Raw genomic sequence first — 17839 nt, forward strand, 5'->3', positions numbered from 1 at the left:
AAAAGGGGCGTCCTCCGTCATTTCCATGACTTATAGAACAGCCCCATAAATGTGCCGATTTATTGTGTCAACGTAATGTTAATACCTTCTTCAAGAATGCCTTTCGCAGTTTCCGCGAATGTACCTACAGGCGTACCATCTTTAATGCCGCCTAACACAGCACCGTTGGCATCCCAATACATTTCAACGCCAATCGGGGCAAACAGAATGTTTTGGGCAAGCTCATTGATGCGATCAACACGCTCTTGACCAAACGTTTCAACGTTTTTCGCTGTAGCAACTTCCTTCTCATTTTCTGAAAGCAGCTTAATGAATGCAGCCGCACCTTCTGGATTTTTCGAAACGACAGGAATAGACCAGCCAGACAATCCACCCGGACCAACACCATCCTCGCCTCTCGGACCTTTTGGTACTGGTACAAAGTCAATTTCATAGTCGCCTTTGAATGCATTAAAGCCATTCAAGCCGTATTCTGCTGTCATTGCCAGCTTGCCGTTTTTGAACTCAGCGACGAAGTAGTCGCCTTCTTTATCTTTATCGATATATTTGTCTTTAAGTAGAGCATCCTGTGTAAATTGCATCGCTTCTTTCACATTGTCGGACGTATGGTTAGCAGAAATCGAACCGTCTTCATTGTAGGACAAAATAGTTTTACCGTTAGAGCCTACCATCAATGCGTAACCGCCATCCCACCAGCCAAAGCCATATTGATCATTGACGCCGTCGCCATCTGTATCCTGCGTCATTTCCATTGCAATTTGGCGGAATGTATCCCATGTCCAGTTGCCTTCAGCAAAAAGCTCTCCAGGTGTTTGAACACCGTTGTTATCGAATAGCGTTTTATTGTAGTACATCACGATCGGGGCCGCTCCTACACCTACTGCATACGCCTCGCCACCAAACGTAAAGGCATTCGTTACAGCGTTATTCCAGAATGGATCATTCAGATCAACATATTGACTTATTGGCTGCACCATTTTTTTCAACGGATAGACAGGGAAGTTTTGGTCATGAGCTTGTGCTACGTCAACTTGCTCGCCTGCATTCACCATTGAAATTAGCGTTGATTTCTGATCCCCCCATGGAACGGCAATTAATGTCACTTTACCGCCATGCTGTTGCTCAAACACTGGAATCGATTCAAGCAACGGGTCGTATGCATCTGGGTTTGCTGCTTTATTTTCCGCATACTGCTCCAGCGATGTATGGTATAGTACGGTAATGTTTCCATCAGCAAGCTTCACTTCTTCTTTTGGCGTTTCCGTTACAGCAGCATTGTTGTTCCCGCTATTGTTGCCGCCAGCGTTGGTAGCCGCAGGCTGATTGTTGCCGCCGCCAGAGCATGCCGCTAAAGCTGTTGTCATCATCGTGACTGCTGCCAGCATTGTTGCAAATGATTTCATGCGTTTGTTCATTATAAAACCCTCCCAATTTTTAGTGTCTTACTGTGTCATTGACTCCCTTTACAGCTATAAATAATTGCAGCATTCCATACGTCGTCAGCCTCGCCTCCCTTCATAGCGATTAGACTTTAAGCACATCTACGCTATTTAATACCGACGTGCTCGATGCTGTCCGTGAAATAGCGCTGTGTTAAAAAGTAAAGGAGCAGCAGCGGCACAATCGCCAGCAGTGCACCCGCTTGGATCCGGGTTACAACTAACAACGGATCGCTAATCGTCTGCGCGTTAACTACAGATTGCAAATCAACACGAAGAGAAGAAATCGCAATCGCAAAGTTTTTTTTCAAATTGCCTAGCAGCAAATTGGACATGTAGTACTCATTCCAATGCCAGACGAACGAGAACAAAAATACAGTAATGATCGCATTTTTAGCATTAGGCAGCATAACTTGAAAAAAGGTTTTGAAAGGACCGCAGCCATCCATATAGGCTGCATCCTCCAATTCGTTCGGCATGCCCTTAAAAAACTGACGGAAAATAAAGATGAACAGCCCTGCCCTCAGTCCCATCGCGAACATAGAAGGTAAATAAAACGACCAATAGCTGCCGATAAGACTGATTGATTCTGGTCCTCCGATTGTTGAAGAAGTAAGCTTCATCAATCCAAATGCGTCAAAGTAGCGCATATCCGCATAGAGCGGCAATATAATAGTCTGAATCGGGACAACCAAAGTTAGAATGACGAGTGAAAACATAAAGCCTGACAGCGGAAACTTGAATCGAGCAAAGCCATACGCCACGAATGCGCAAGACAATACATCGAACAACCCGCAGCCTACACCGATCAGTACACTGTTTTGCAAAGCATCCCAAAAATCCATCACCCGCAGCGCATCAGCAAAATTGCTCAACGTAAACGACTTCGGCACCCATATTACACTGGGATCAATCGCTTCCTCTGGTTTGCGCAGCGCCATGCTGAGCATGTAAAGCACTGGATACAAGAGCTGGTAAGCAACTGCTGCCAGCAGCATGTACCGCAACGTAACGACTACAAATTTTTTGGCAAATTTAATTTGCCGTTTGCCTGCAATAGCATTCACTTTCAATCCCCCGCTTCCCTTAATCCTGCATATACACGATGCGTTTCTTCAGCAGCAAGTAGACAAGCCCGAGGAATATCGCAATCGCCAGACAGTACAGCCAGGCGAGCGCACTGCTGTAGCCGAAACGGATTTGCGAGAACGCCGTGTTGTAAATCATCATAATGACGCTGTTGCCGTAATCGGTGAACGTATCAATAATCGTATACACCACATTGAGAAGCATCATGGGCGTCAGCATCGGTAGCGTAACCTTCCAAAACTGTTCCCACGGACGAGCACCTTCCAAAGACGAGGCTTCGTACAAATAGGATGGGATTGTATGCAGCCCTGCAAGAAACAGCAGCACCTGCACGCCAGAGCGCCAAGTGAGATCGAAGATGCGCGCAATTACATTGTTAAATACTTCAATCAAGCCTGCGCCAAGACCAAGCTCAACTAACAAGCCGCTAATGCCTGTGCCTGTAAACAAGTACACACTTTCTACTCCGCCGCGCATCCCTTGCGAGAACACATCTTCCTTCAAAATTTGCATCAGTACTCCCGAGGCAATAATAACGGGCAAAAACGATACTGCTCGCATAAAACCACGGCCTGGAAATTTATTTTTAATCAAAATTGCGATAAACAAGCTGTATACCAAAATAAGCGGCACACCGTACAGCATATTGACAAAGGAATTGACCGCTTCACGTATGAAGTTAGGGTCCTTGTAAAGCGCATAGATATAATTTTCCCAGCCGATAAAGCTTCCCTTAAGCCCCTCAGGCGTAAGCTCCATATTTTGAAATGAGTAAACAATCGATGTAATGAGCGGCCGAATGAAAAACAGAATAAATCCGATAATCCACGGCAGTACGAACAATAGCCCGTACAGCTCTTTTTTCTTCGTATAAGGCATCGCCCTCAAGCTTTTGAACATGTTCGTACCTCCTATCGTTTGAGATAGCCATTGGCTGGAATTTCAGTTCCTTGTATATTGACAGCTCCATCATTGTAATTCACGATGACACTTGCTCCGTTTTCGAACGTCGTCTCATAGACCCCAGCAAGTAGCTTCTTGTGATCCACGATCGAACTGCCCTGATAATGCTGCATAGCTGCGTCTAGCTCCTCATATTGTTCAAGCATAACTTGCTCCCAGGCATTGTAATCTCCGCTGTACAGCCAATCGAATTCAGTTCCTGTCAGCTTGGCAGAATGACGTGCAATAAATTGATAAGCGGGATATGTGCCGGTCTCGATCAGCTTCAGCATATAATCACGCGGCATGCTGGACAAATTTATCGGCTCACTGTAAGAAGGAATCCAGCCGCTTGTCACAATACTGTAGAACGGTACTGTTTCATCCGTAACATCAAAGCCGCTGTCATAAAGCGGTACGCCAGTCAGCATCGCAGCATGAGGAAATGTGTAGGCGTTTGCTTTATCGAAAGCAACGGCATCCATTTTATCGGCAGCCTCTTGCAATATTTGCTGCCACACTGCTCCCGTCTCATTTTTTGAGCTGCTGTCTTTTTTGAAATCGGAATAAACCATTGATCCAATCGCTTCAAGCGATACTGCACCAAAGTTTTTTTTCATCGCCGCCGTTGTATATCTGTCGATCGCTTCCGCTACAGAGGAAGGCTTCATCAGATACCAGCGCGAAGCTGTTTTATTTTTTGTGCGATCACTAAGGCGGTACTCATACTTAAGTGCAGGCGCACGGCTAATACCTCTAACCGTATCGGAAAATTTGCTGAAGCCATTGCCGCTCTCATACAAATAAACAGGATTGACGCTCGGATAAAACGCCACTCCTTTAGCAGCAAGCTCTTCTCCAAGCTGCTGCAGCCCTTTATTGCCGCCAAGATTGCCCTCAGCACTTAACGATACTGGCACTTTGCTTTTCGCCCCGCCACTATTCCAGCCTTGCATGCGAATCGACAGACTGCTGACTCCTTTATTAAGCAGCTCATTCGCAACAAGCGACACATCCTTGAAGGAAGTGAGCGTTTCTACCGTGTTGTACGGAATGCCAAGAAACGTTTCACGCTTCTTTGCTCCACCCAAAAAATCAATCAGCAGCGGCAAACGCTCTGCTGTTGCCAACTCTTGCTGCTCAGCCTGCTCCTGCACATTTTGATTTTGTACATTTTGATCTTGCAAATACTGCTTGTAGCGCTTCGCCATCCCAACGTAGGAAGCGTCCTTCTCGCCATTTAAGAAGTAGTAACGCACTTCAAATGGCACATCACCCGTCATCGAAGCCGATGAGCGTGTTACCTGCTTTTCGTTCAGCGTTCCTTCCAACAACAAATTGCTTTCGATTTCCGTAAGATTTAAGTAGCTGTATACATTGTTGTAGCTATTGTTTTTACCGCTCGTATCGCCAACAATGCCTGCCTGATACTCCCCTTGAGCAAAGACAGCTACATAAGCTTGCTTTCCTTTTTGCAACCCGAACACTGGCAATTTGATCGCTTGCTTTACTTCAGCTTTCGTTGGCAGATCAAGTGCTGCTTCGCCGCCGTATACTCGTTCATTGTAGCTGCGATAGCTGCTTTTCCCGTTATTGAAATGAATGAGCGCCCCGCTGCCATCAGGCACAAACAGATAGCCTTCCTCCTGCAAGCCACCCGCTCCAAAAAACGGCAGCAGGCTAATATTGACCAGCTTGTATTTGCTTCCTTGCTTAATATCCGCTGTTACAATCATTGCGGAAAATGCATCAACTTCGATGGTATAGCGTACTGGAATTGAAAACTCGGCTTTAGGGAATTGGAATACAATTTCTACGCCGTCTTTAATCGCACGCACCTCAGGCGCCACTTCATTGACACTTCCTGTCAAGCTGTTTGCCTGAAACGGTTTGCCGAGATCGTCGATATAATCAATGAGCAGCTGCGAGCCTAAATCCATTTTCTTAACACCTTTAGCAAGCTCATCGCTTTCACGAGCTGGCGGATTGCTGCTCCATACTGCCCCAGAAGCTTTGTCTGTTACAGCCAGTTCACCGCTTGCTGCATCAACATGCAACATAAGTGAATTGCTTTCCGCTGCCTTCGTCCAGCCGCTTATATCAGGCTGAGGAAGCGGAGCGTCAACATTCTTATTGGCGCTCCCCGCTAGCTCCTCCAGTTGAGTTACTGTTTCACCATTAGCCGCCTCTTCGCCAAAAGCTGAGTTTGCCAGCATATAAGGTGATAGCGAGGACGCTAATAGTAACGCCACTATAGCAGCGACAGCAATGATTCGTACTTTCATTAAGCTTCCTCCTCCAGCGTTTCATGGGATAACATGAAACGCACTTCGTAAGCGTAATCCCAGCGTTTCATGGGTTAACATGAAACGCACTTCGTAAGCGTAATCCCAATTGGTAAACTAGATCCTATGAACTGCCCATCATCATAAGCGGAATAGCAGTTCGTTATAGATCGTATAGAAAAACAGATACACTTGATTGAACAGCGTGTAAAACAACACCGCTAGAAATACGGCGATTCCCATCGCAACAAAAGTAAGCGCAATGGATTGCAGCGTCTTAAGTGCGCCGTAGTCGTGAATAATATTCATACCGATGAACATCAGCAGCGCACTCCATAACGCGGAGACAGCTACGATATATTGCAGAAACATACCTTCTTCCATAACGAGTGTATTGCTCAGCAGCGTCGTTGCGATCAGCGCTGCAACATAAGGAATGATTGCATAGGCACTAACAACGGCAATTTGCTTGGCTTTGCCTTCTCCGTCCATCCATGTAGCGACCGCCCAATTAGCAGCAACCCACAGCCCGTACAATCCCACCGTTTTTGCAGCAATAATCCAGATGTTCAGCGCATTAAGATCAGCCATATTAAACGTATATCCTGTACTCTGCCGCTTAAAGATCGTAGCAAGGAAGAAAACAATAATGATCGCTGCCGATGCTATTAGCGAGCCTTTTCCCTCATCTTTAACTGCGTTAAAGCTTTCAAAAGGATGAAGCAATGCACGAAGCGGGTTCAATCGCTTTGTCGTGAATGCCGGCTGCTGCTCGCTATCGGCAGCAGCTTTGTCAGCCGTAAAAGCTTTTTTAACGACTTCTGCTAGCGTCGCCTTCAGCGTTGACGATTTTTTGCCAGTTGTCTCGATTTCCGTTTTTGTCATAAGCGAGCAGCCTCCTTTCGTTTCCTTCTGCGAATCAAGCTCAATCCTTTAAAGCCGTAATAAGCTGCGAATGCTAGGAGCACAATGGTCATTACTAACGGAAGATTGCTTCGCACGGTTTCCATTCGCTTAAGCCCGAACGTATCGGAATACCCGTAACGATCTGCACCAAGCTTGTAATAGGCAAGCGCCTCATCATATCGTTCTTCCTTCTCCAGCGCTTTGGCGACACCGAGATAAGCAATAGAGTTGTTCACATTGCGTCTTATCACTTCTTGCCATAGCACGGCTGCTTCCTCATATAGCCCCTGATTGTATAAAACAGTAGCTTGCCGTACTAAATCTCCATACTCAGAGCGCTTGAACAATGTAAGATTGCGTTTTCCAGCATCAAGCACAACAATTTTATCCTGCCAATAAGAAAGGGCAACCGGCTGCTGGAACGTACCGCGCTGAAAGCCGAGTGAACCGAAAACGGCAATTGCATTGCCTTCCGCGTCATATTCAAACACTTTGCCTCTTGTGCGATCAAGCCCGATGATAAAGCCATCCTGATCAACCGCTACATCAATAAACGAGCTATCCTGCTTAACATTATTTTTGTAGCTAATTTCCTTATCTCCAAAATCAGCTGCACCTTGGCTTGTAACAAGCACATTGTTGCCGAGCGGATTCAGCTTTTTAATTTCTTCACGAGAATTTTGCGATATGATTGTCGTTGTATAAACAAAATTGTCACGTCCAATATGCAAATTGGAGTATTCGATTGGCAGCAGCTTTACCATAGAATCACGCTGCTCTTTGGATAATAAATTTTTCCAAAATGTTTCCAATACAACCGCAGGCGTTACTTCTACACGATTGCTGCCGTAATAGCTCGTAAAGCTTCCCTTGTCATCAAATTGCATCAAGCCGAAAAATTGTCCTTCTGACAATACATAAATCCGCCCAGCATTATCTGCCGCTACCTTCAATGGCTTAAATACGAAATCATCAGCAATGAGCGGGCTTTGCGGTGCTTCAATAACTAGCTCCACCTCTAACGAATCGTTAACACGAATGACTCTTCCCGCTTCCTTGTCGGCAATATACAGCGTTCCATCGTCAGCTACGAACAAGCCTGTCGGCAAGCTAAGCTCAATTACCGCACCATTCCATGGCAGCTTATCGATAATCTTTTTTGGCTGTAACTGCTTATCCAGTACAACAATTCGTTTATTGCCAGTGTCGGCAATGTAAATGTCGCCATCTGATGTAACGAACAAATCTTGCGGCTCCTGCAGCGCTCCAACGCCAAGTTGCACGCCAGAGAAGGAATCCTCAGGCAAATAACTGACTGGCGCTGCCTTCGACTGATCCCACTCGTTGTAGACATAGGCTTCATAGGGAGCCTCGGCATACGCGCGTTCTCCTTTGACAGGGAAGCTCAACAACAGCAGCAGTGCCACGACCAATGCTAGTTTCATTCTCACAGTAGCTCCCCCTATCACTTGATTCCCGCAAATGTCATCGTCTCTACTACTTTGCGCTGCAACAGTACAAATACGATAATAGGCGGTATCATTAAAATAACGGCAGCGGCTGCGCCAGCCCCCATCCTTGCGATTGGATCACCAGCTACAATTTGCTCCAGCGCCATGCGGAACACTTTGTTCGACTCGCTGTAAACCAACTCTTTCGGTGCATAGTTCCACAAATTCACAAATTGGAAGATAACGACTGTCATCAGTGCTGGCACTGCGTTGGGCCATACGATTGAGAAAAATGTTTTATACTCACTCGCTCCATCAATCCGAGCTGCTTCCAATATTGCATCGGGCAGTTGTTCAATGAATTGCTTCATCAGAAACAATCCGAGTGAAGAACCGATCCATGGCAGAAGTAGCGCTGCATAGCTATCTACCATGCCAAGCTCTGCCATCATAATAAATTGCGGAATGAACGTTACTTGCGGCACAAACATTAATGCCATCACGATGATCGAAAATAAAACATTTCGCCCTGGAAATCTATGCTTCGCGAGCGGGTAAGCAGCCATTGCTGCAAACACAACATGCAAGCCGGTACCAGCTACCGCAATGAATACCGTATTAAACAAGTAGCGTGAGAGTGGAACCCACATATTTGCAGCAAGCTGATACAAATCGGTAAAATTCGTCCAAGTCGGTCGCAGCACAACGAGTCTTGGTGGAAAATATAGCAGCTCATCAAGCGGCTTGAATGCTGTGACAACCGCAAAATATAATGGAAAAGCGGAAAACAAACCAAGCAATCCGACAATGCAAAAGATAAAGAAATTTCCGGCAGTAGAGCGTCGTGCTTTGGCTCCCGCTTTTTTTCTCGTAAATGTAAACACTTGTCTCGCCTCCTTCTAGATCCCAACCTTATTCAGCAGCTTCGTAACTACGCGATTCGTAAATACCATCAAGAAAAACAGGACAACCGCCATTGCTGAGGCATAGCCCATTTCATAGCGAATGCTGCCGTAATCCATAATGTGGGTAACCATCGTTTCCCCCGCATATTCCGTACTCGGGAAACCGGCAAGCTGAATCGAGACATCGGCTACACTGAATGAAACAACAATTTGCATAACAGCTCCGAAAATAAGCTGCGGAATCATCGATGGAAGCGTAATATACCATAACTCTTGAAAACGATTTTTAATGCCATCCATAACACCTGCTTCATACAAGCTGCGATCAACCGTTTGCAGCCCCGCAACAAATGCAAGAAAGCTAATACCTAAACTCATCCATAGCTGCACAAGAATCAAAATCGCAAGCACATATTCTTTATCCAGCAGCCAAGCAACTGGCTCGTTAATAAAGCCCATTCCCATCAACAGCCCATTTAAGTAGCCGTATTCATCGGGGCTAAAGATCAGCCGCCACATCGGAAACACCGCTGCGCCCACAACAGTTGGGATATAAAAAACGGATGTTGCAATTGAACGCAGCGTCCTCGATAGATCGTTAATCATCCAGGCTACAAAAAAACTGAGGATATAGCTGATCGGTCCCGTTACCAGTGCAAAAAACAATGTGTTTTTCAGAGCAATAATAAAAATGTCGTCATCGAGAAACAAACGAATATAGTTGTACCATCCGATAAAGCGTGGCGGCTCGATCATGTTGTAATAAGTGAAGCCAAGCACGATCGACAAGACGACTGGCAGTATCGTAAACATTAGGAAAAAAATCATATACGGCGCCATTAGCAGGTAGCTTTCCTTGTACTTGCCTAGCGTACGGATCTTCGAGTCCTTCATTGCTTCACCCCGAATTCATACCTTTTTCGATCAATCTCTTCATTAATATCTTTGTTCCAATAGAACAAGGTTTCCCGCGCATTTCGCTTCTGGAACACAACTTCACGGAACGCATTATCAATATTGCGCAGTGTATAGTAGCCGCCTGGCAGCTCTGGGATTTCGATAATTTGCTCCCATTGCTCGTTCAAACGTGCTTGTTCTGTTCTGCTCCACATCGTTGAAGCTACAGAGATGTTATTGGCAGGCAATCTTCTACCGAGCACACCCATTTCATTCTCTAATTCATTAACAAACTGCGCTTGCACCTCTGGAGAGTTCCACCATTGCAAAAACTTCCAGGCTGCTTCCTTATTTTTCGTATCCTTCAGCATAATGCTCGCTGTGCCCGTTGCTCCGCTGGCACGATTGATGCTGCCATCCGCTTGAATAGTTCCAGGAATCGGAATCATATCCCAAGTGCCGGCAATTTCCGGAGCTGCCGCTGCAAGACGATTGTACAGACGATAAGAAGAAATAATAATCGGCATTTCTCCTGTACGGAAACGGTTCAAATCGTCCTTATACAACGCGTAGTCATATAAATTATAAAAATCGGTCCATTGCTTGAACGCTTGATAAGCAGATGGTTCACCTAGTCGCGTTGCTGTCTGCTCCTCGTTATACACCGTGCTGTCATACTGCATCAGCAGCGTTGGGAACAAATTAAGCGCCCCGATACCTTTTGTGAGCAATTGGAAAGCATCCAAATTTTCATAAGGCAAGCCGATCCCCATATTGTTGTTTTGCAGCACTGGAGCGGTTTTCATGACGTCCTCCCACGTTTGAGGAGGAGTCAAGCCAAGCTCTTCGAGCACATCTTTTCGATAAAACATCATAAAAAACTCTTGTTCATCAGGAATTCCGAATGTATGTCCTTCATATTGATAAGGCACAAAAGCGTTTTCCTTGTATTGCGCTTGCATCTGCTGAAAGCCTTCATAGTTTTCTAGTGGCTGAAGTGCATCTCGGAATGCAAGATTCATTGCATCGCCTCTGCTTGTAAACAAGTTGATATCAGGTCCTTGACCGGCCATTACCGCAGTAACTAACGAGGTTCCTACCAGATTGAGATCAACGCCAATCCCTGTCTCTGGAATAAATGACTCATCAATCATCCGCTTCAGGACATATGCCTGATCCCGACCAAGACCAATCCACACTTTAATCGATTCACCAGTTTCTCCTTCTGACTCCATCGAGTCATAGTTTTGCAGGAAAGAACCAGCAAACGCTCTTACTTCATGCGCAGCTTTTGCAATTAGCCCCGCTTCTGCCCGAGGCTTGTCAACGTCTGGCGAAGCAATGTATAAATAATCAAGCTCAAGCGGCTGCACTTTTACCGTCAACAGCCAGTCGGCAATCGCTGTTACATTGGACTTGTAATTGTTCAATCGTTTTGGAATACCGTCTGGTCTTTCGATGAAGCTATCCAGCTGTCTCGCAAGGATTCGCAGCGAGCGTGAACCTGTGTTACTCTGCCCTGCCATCGCATCAAGCTGATTGGCTTCCGCATCAATCCGACTAGAAAGCTCACGGAACTGCTCTATCAGTTCAGGAATACTCTTGTCGATATCGTAATCGCGATAGAGATCGGGATTTGTTCCTGTAACCATCACGATTTTCCGATAAATCTGATTCAGCTCATACACGATGTCCTGCAATTGATTAATCGGCTCGGCAAGCTCGCCAAGCGTCACCTCCAGCTTGATCTCATGCTCACCTTTCGTTAAGTAGAACAAGTATGGCTCAGTTTGCTCTGATTCTCCAAATTGATAGACAGCCCAATTAAGCGAGTATGGGAAGCGCAATGCCTCCATGCCGTCAAATAACAATTGCCCGTCCAGCTCCATTTTTCGAGAAACAAACATACCTTTAACTTTCGATTGATGATAGCGTGCTCCGATTTTATACCAACCGTCCTCTGGCACTTCAAACTTCCAGCTTATCCACTGACCAGGAATTTCCCAATTGGAAGCTCCAATCGTATTAATCCGCAGCTCTGAAGGATGGTATGGCATCGTTAGAGGGGAAGTACGATCTACTGTCGGATACAAGCCAACATCTGATTTTGCATAAGCATGCTCTGCTTGAACCGTTAACATTAGATGATCTTTAGCTGTACTGCCGCTCACTGGTGCTGCGCCATCTGAAGTCGCTGCCTTCACATACTGCTCATAGCTTGGCGCTGGTTTGGTTGGCGTAAGCTGGATATAATTCACAACAGCGGCTTCCCTCAAATTATGCAGTCGCAACGAATTATCTCCTTGCTCCAGCTGAAGCTTAAGACTTCCTGTCCCTGTTTCGCTGGAATCTCTGATCGTTGTATGCAGCCATACTTCACCTTCCAGCTGTTTCGGTCGCAGCTCGTTCCCATTGCTGCGCTTCAACGGTCCTTGCTCATCCTGATAAATACGATTCAGCTTTAACGGAGCAAGAGAATCGCCTATAGATTCACCATTGATCTCTACAAGAAACTCTATCGGTTGTCCATTGCCCGGCAATGGAAAGTAGCCTATAGAAAGTTCATACTCTCCCGCAGCTGGTGCTGTTACATTCCATTGCAGCGTGGTGTCTTCTGTCCACTCTGCAACGTTTTTTCTGCCCTTCCATTCAGCAAGCATGGAGTCTTGGCCCTGGACGAGAGCATCAGCCGTTAAAATCGTACCTTCTGTCGGCTGAACTGCATCGCTTAGCGAATAAGAGCGTACTGGCTCAACTTCTTGCTCTGAAAAAGAAATTATTGTAATCAAGCTAGCAATAACAACAATCATTGTTAGCAACACCGTATAAAACCAGATTCCTTTTTTCACGGCCAACCCCCACGTTCCTTATTTCATAATGTGCTGTAGCAAAAGAATAACAAATCGGTGCGACAACTAATTTCATTATTCTTAGGTGTTGAGTTTTAAAGTTTTTAGGCAATGCCACGTATATAAGCAAACGAAAAATAAAAAAAGCATCAAGCCGCAAGGCCCAATGCTTAATTGCTAATGTATTTGTATAGCTGAATTTTTCAACAGCCTCCTTCTCCTTTAATAATAGAAAAGCACTGAACGCTGTGTTAAGTTGACTTGTGCTTTTCTCGATATTCCTTCGGACTCATTCCGTAAAACTTTTTGAACGAGGTGCTAAAGTAACTGGAGCTCGATATTCCGACTAGCATCGCAATATCGGTCAGCTTTAAGTCACTGTTGCGCAACAGCTCCCCTGCCTTATTCATACGCAGTCTCGTCACGTAGTCGGAAAAAGTCACCCCTGCATGCTGCTTGAACAGTCCTGACAAGTATGTTTCATTTACATAAAACATCTCCGCAAGCCCTGTCAACGTCAGCTCATACGTATAGTTTTCATCTACATATTTTTGTACAGCTGCAGCAACCGAACCAAAGCTTCCACTGCGAGCTTTCACTGCTGCATCCATTACAAGCTGACCAAGATCTTGTAGATGGGAAGCGACGGCTTCCCGAGATTGAAAATCTCCAATCGTCATTTGACAATCCCAGAGCCGCTTTTGCAGTGTATCATCGACTGAGCCATCATCGTACTTTTTGGCTATGGCATGAAGCAGCAGCAACAGCCGTGTTGCCATAAATGTAAAAGAAAACATCGCGTAATCAACATTACGTGGAAAGATGCGCAACATATATGTGGAAAAAGCGGCACGATCTCCATTTTCTAAAGCAATCGTCAACTGTCGCTCAAGCTCCGGTGTAAATACGTTCATCATACTGTGTAGATCGCCTGTTTTCTTACTATCTACGGCACCCATCGTACTTCTGCTCCAAGACAGCATAGAGGACGAGAATCCATTCTTAAATTGCAGCACATCACTGATAGGCTCTCCCAAACCGATAACGCACTCCAGCTTGAGATAATGAGAAATATTGTTTCGAATGACTGAAGCAAACTGCTTAGCGTTCGGTTCTAATGCTACTCCTGCCTCATCTACCTCTTCTATAATGATAAAATGAATCATTGTAGGATGGCTTGCATCGTAAAATGGCAGTACTCCATCAATCTTCTCAGCGATTTCTCGACACAGCATCGCAAATGCTAGACGAAGCAAGTCCATATGCTGATCATTGCCATCGAGCCGCCCAGCAGGAACTCTCATCTCCACCGTCATAAAGCGCGCTTGGTGTTGCTCTCCAAGTTCTAATAAATGTGACAGTCCAAGCTGTATGATCCGCTCCTTCACAGCTAGCAACCCCGAGCTCTCTTCCTTTGCAAGCCGAAGCAGCAATGCTTCTCGTGCTAATTGCAGCTGCTGTACGCGTTGTGCTTGCTCGATTTGTTGCTGCGCCACATCCGATTGCTCGCTCTGCAGCTCAGCCGATAGCTTTTGCAGCAATTCCAAAAGCTCACGCCTGCCTACAGGCTTCAGTAAATAGTCCTTAACGCCAACATGTATAGCAGCCTGCATATATTCATAATCAGAGTAACCGGATAAAACAATAATTTTCAGCCCAGGATACTGCCGCTTGCACTTTTTTATGAGTTCAATACCATCTAGCTGCGGCATGCGTATATCTGTCATCATAACATCGAACATCATACCTGATTCCAGCAACTGCAATGCTTCCGCACCATTTGCCGCTTCACCAGCAATGAAGAATCCTGCCTCATTCCAATTTATTTTTGCCTTAATGCTGTTGCGTACTCCGATTTCATCATCAACGATTAAGATGCTATTCATATTTTGTTCACCCTTTCACCGCTGGAATACCAAGTACGATTTCTGTTCCTTCCCCTAATCTTGAGTCAATTTTTATATGGAACTTCTCTCCATAATAAATTCTACAGCGAGACAGCACATTCCTCAAACCAATGCTTTGACCTTCGCTACTCAAAATATCAATCGACATATTACTGTTCAATTCAGTCATTAAATCCGTTACAAATTCCGGCTTCATCCCTATCCCATTATCGGCTACTCGCAATATCAATTGCTCTTCTAGCAACTGAACAGATATGTTAATCTTGGCAACGCCGCCTTTTTCCAGACTATACTTTACAGCATTCTCCACAATAGGCTGTAATAGAAATTTAGCAATGAGCAACTCTTTAGCAAGTTCTTCTTCTTCGGTTGTTACTTCAAGCTGATCCTCGTAACGAAGCTTCAATATAAATAAATAATCACGAATATAATTTACTTCTTCTCTTACCTTGACCAGATCACTATTCAAATTCAATGAGTACCGCATCATCTGCCCTAGTGCTTCTGTTGCATCTATCACCACATCATTTCGCTTCATCGCAGCAAGTCCACCAATAATTTCCAATGTATTATTAAAAAAATGGGGGTTAATTTGCAACAGCAGCGCCTTATATTCTGCATTTTTACGGCGAAGATTTGTTTCAAACTCTGTCTCTATCAAATAGCGCAGCCGATTCGTCATACTTTCAAATATTCGCGTAACATATCCAACCTCGCTATGGCCTGTCCTGACTTTTGGCATCATCGCTAAAGCACCAGCAAATTCACCACGTTCGACATGCTTCATTGCACGTGCCATCGCTGTTAACGGTCTAGAAATACCGTACGAAAGCCATAAAGCTACGAGCATCGCCACTCCAACGAGCACTGTACTAACTACCAGCATCGTTCGGCGTATAGTATCAATTTTAACGAATAGCTCCTTTTCAGGTACAGCTCCTATTACATACCAGTCTTGGATTGGGAAGTAACGATAAAACAATAAATAAGTTTCTCCACTATGAAGTACCGAGAAAAAACCGTCCATTTTATCATTCTTGCGTTCTTGTATCTCTTTAAGACCATTATTTATAATGGAAAGCTCTGCGTTAGTTACCTGTTGATTAAGCACATTGCTTCCATCTGATTTCAATAAAAATGCCCGTCCCGTTTCTCCAAATCGAATCTTATCCAATGAATCATGCAAAGTAGCTGTTGGGTAATTGACTTTTATAACACCAATGCGAGTAAATGATTGAAGCTGCACGAGTGGCAGCACATAACTGTTGACCTGTCGCACTTTCATTAATTCATCTGCTTGGTCAGGCTCATAATGAGCACTTGTCCATCGTTCATCTTCTTCGATAAATTGCTCGTACCATAATTGTTTGACATAGGTTCGGTCCTGCGTCCAAATACCACCTGAAAAATCTGAAAATATCCCAATAGAAATACCATTTGAATTATTAATTGAATAGGATGAGATATAGTCAACCTGTCTCTGCTTCGTTACAAGACGGTCCTCCATTGAACTATCAGGATTCATCCCTGTTGTAAGCCAGGCTTGTGTCACACTATTACTCATAACCTGATTACCAACCTCCTCTACCTGCTGTAAAAAAGTCGTTAGATGTGATCCAAATTGCTCGATCGTTTGGGAAGTTGATGTTTCGATAGAGGTTCTAATCACTTGTGAAGACTCTTCACTAAACAGAAAAACGAGTGCCGTAAATGGAATAATGAGCAGCAAGGAAAAAGCAAACATTAATCTGCTTCTAAGTGAAAATAGCATTCGGTTTCTCCTTTCTTATTGCAAACTCAACCTCTGAGAGTCTACATAAGCCTTGTCGATGCGAATAATTGCCTCCTCCACTGCATCATCCACATTTCTTTGTTGCAGTGTAACATCCTCGAATAGATCCTTAACAGCCTCCGCCATTTGCGGAAAAATCGGAGTAATCGGGCGCGGCCTTCCATATTTCTGATTTTGTACAACAAAAATATTAAGTGGATATTCGTTCAGCTTTTCGAATTGCTTCGCTACCGAATAACGAACTGGAATATCACCCGTAATCCTGCTATAAATCATCAAACCCTCGTAGCTGGTCATCCAGTTGACGAACGTCCATGCTTCATTTGCAAACTCAGTTTTTGCAGAAATGCCGAGAGCCCAACTTCCGTTCGCTACCGCTTGTCGTGTGCCCTTTGGCAAAGGAGCAACCCCAAAATCGACACCCAGCTTAAATTCAGGATAATTCTCTGCGATATGTGCCAGCGTCCATGTACCATCGATTGTAATACCAAGCTTACGATTAGGGAATGCATCAAGCGGATATTCAAATGCTGCTACTTTATGCTTAGTGAACAGTTCTGAATAGAAGGTGAGCGCTTGTTTCGTTTCAGGAGAATCCAATGCCCCGCGAGCTGAAGTTCCTTCTTCATTCATGACATCTCCACCGAATTGCCATATAATCGGGTATTTGAAATAAGCCGTTGCACCCGCATTTTGGAAGCCTTGCGCAGGATCAATTCCATAAACCCCTTCATCGGGATCATTAATTTTAGTTGCAGCCTCAAGTACCTGCTCCCAGGTCCATGCTTCATTAGGATCAGACGAAGGAAGCGATAAGCCTGCTTTCTCAAACATTTTAATGTTATAAAACATGGCAATTGACGACTCCGTCAATGGGGCTAAATAAATATCGTTACGATACGTATATCCTTCCATCGTGGATGTAGGGATATCATGCAAATTTCCATCAGTACGATAATGCTCTGTTAATGGCATGAGCGCCCCCGCTTGTGCGTATGAAGCCAAGCTCGGAGCGTCAATAGCCATGATATCAGGAGGGTTACCTGTGGCAACTGCTGTCCTTAGCTTTGTATCATAGTCGGCATAAGGAAATGGCATCATATCTATCCTTATATTTGGATGTTTTTCCATAAACTCAAGTATAAGCGATTCATAAGCATAATTTTCAGCTTTATTCCCAGAATTCCTCCAAAATGTAAGCGTTACTACTTTATTGTCTAAGCTTATATCTTTTGGGCTGGTATCTCGTTCGTCTTTCGTTGGTCTACCCTTCCCTTCGCACCCCATAAGCAATAGTAAGATCGCTACTGACAATAACAATACAGCTTGTATATTTCTTCTCATGACTACTCCCCTTAGAGATTTCTCTAATACCAT

Annotated in this window: 12 protein-coding genes; all 12 read right to left on the reverse strand. The window is 44.7% G+C overall.

The genetic code is table 11. The features are described from left to right. Window positions 1–59: 59 nt before the first annotated feature. A complete protein-coding gene (locus ACFP56_RS01245) occupies window positions 60–1415 on the reverse strand; it encodes an ABC transporter substrate-binding protein (RefSeq protein ID WP_379230261.1) in 1356 nt (451 codons plus the stop codon). 131 nt (window positions 1416–1546) lie between these two features. Continuing rightward, window positions 1547–2506, reverse strand: a complete 960-nt coding sequence (locus ACFP56_RS01250) for a carbohydrate ABC transporter permease (RefSeq protein WP_379231730.1) — start codon at window positions 2504–2506, stop codon at window positions 1547–1549. Between the two features lie 19 nt (window positions 2507–2525). Continuing rightward, complete coding sequence (locus tag ACFP56_RS01255; RefSeq protein ID WP_379230263.1) at window positions 2526–3428, reverse strand: carbohydrate ABC transporter permease; 903 nt, start codon at window positions 3426–3428, stop codon at window positions 2526–2528. Window positions 3429–3439: 11 nt separating this feature from the next. Continuing rightward, complete coding sequence (locus ACFP56_RS01260) at window positions 3440–5755, reverse strand: DUF5696 domain-containing protein (RefSeq protein WP_379230265.1); 2316 nt, start codon at window positions 5753–5755, stop codon at window positions 3440–3442. A 141-nt stretch (window positions 5756–5896) separates the two neighbouring features. After that, entirely contained in the window at window positions 5897–6640 is a 744-nt protein-coding gene (locus ACFP56_RS01265; RefSeq protein ID WP_379230267.1) for a Yip1 family protein, read from the reverse strand. Further along, window positions 6637–8106, reverse strand: a complete 1470-nt coding sequence (locus ACFP56_RS01270; RefSeq protein WP_379231732.1) for a hypothetical protein — start codon at window positions 8104–8106, stop codon at window positions 6637–6639. Before ACFP56_RS01270 ends, ACFP56_RS01265 begins: the two co-directional genes overlap by 4 nt. Before the next feature lie 20 nt (window positions 8107–8126). After that, window positions 8127–8996: a carbohydrate ABC transporter permease gene (locus tag ACFP56_RS01275; RefSeq protein WP_379230269.1), complete on the reverse strand. Its 870-nt coding sequence runs from the start codon at window positions 8994–8996 to the stop codon at window positions 8127–8129. A gap of 15 nt (window positions 8997–9011) precedes the next feature. After that, on the reverse strand, window positions 9012–9911 hold the full coding sequence (locus tag ACFP56_RS01280) for a carbohydrate ABC transporter permease (RefSeq protein ID WP_379230271.1): 900 nt from the start codon (window positions 9909–9911) through the stop codon (window positions 9012–9014). Beyond that, complete coding sequence (locus tag ACFP56_RS01285; RefSeq protein WP_379230273.1) at window positions 9908–12763, reverse strand: extracellular solute-binding protein; 2856 nt, start codon at window positions 12761–12763, stop codon at window positions 9908–9910. The genes ACFP56_RS01280 and ACFP56_RS01285 overlap by 4 nt, the downstream gene beginning before the upstream one ends. A 251-nt stretch (window positions 12764–13014) precedes the next feature. After that, window positions 13015–14649, reverse strand: coding sequence for a response regulator transcription factor (locus ACFP56_RS01290; RefSeq protein WP_379230275.1), 1635 nt, complete (start codon window positions 14647–14649; stop codon window positions 13015–13017). Window positions 14650–14656: 7 nt separating this feature from the next. Next, window positions 14657–16441: a cache domain-containing sensor histidine kinase gene (locus ACFP56_RS01295; protein ID WP_379230278.1), complete on the reverse strand. Its 1785-nt coding sequence runs from the start codon at window positions 16439–16441 to the stop codon at window positions 14657–14659. A gap of 15 nt (window positions 16442–16456) precedes the next feature. Then, window positions 16457–17806: an ABC transporter substrate-binding protein gene (locus ACFP56_RS01300; protein ID WP_379230280.1), complete on the reverse strand. Its 1350-nt coding sequence runs from the start codon at window positions 17804–17806 to the stop codon at window positions 16457–16459. Between the last annotated feature and the right edge of the window lie 33 nt (window positions 17807–17839).

Origin of the sequence: Paenibacillus septentrionalis, assembly GCF_042659865.1 — a bacterium.
Classification (GTDB): Bacteria; Bacillota; Bacilli; order Paenibacillales; family Paenibacillaceae; genus Pristimantibacillus; species Pristimantibacillus septentrionalis.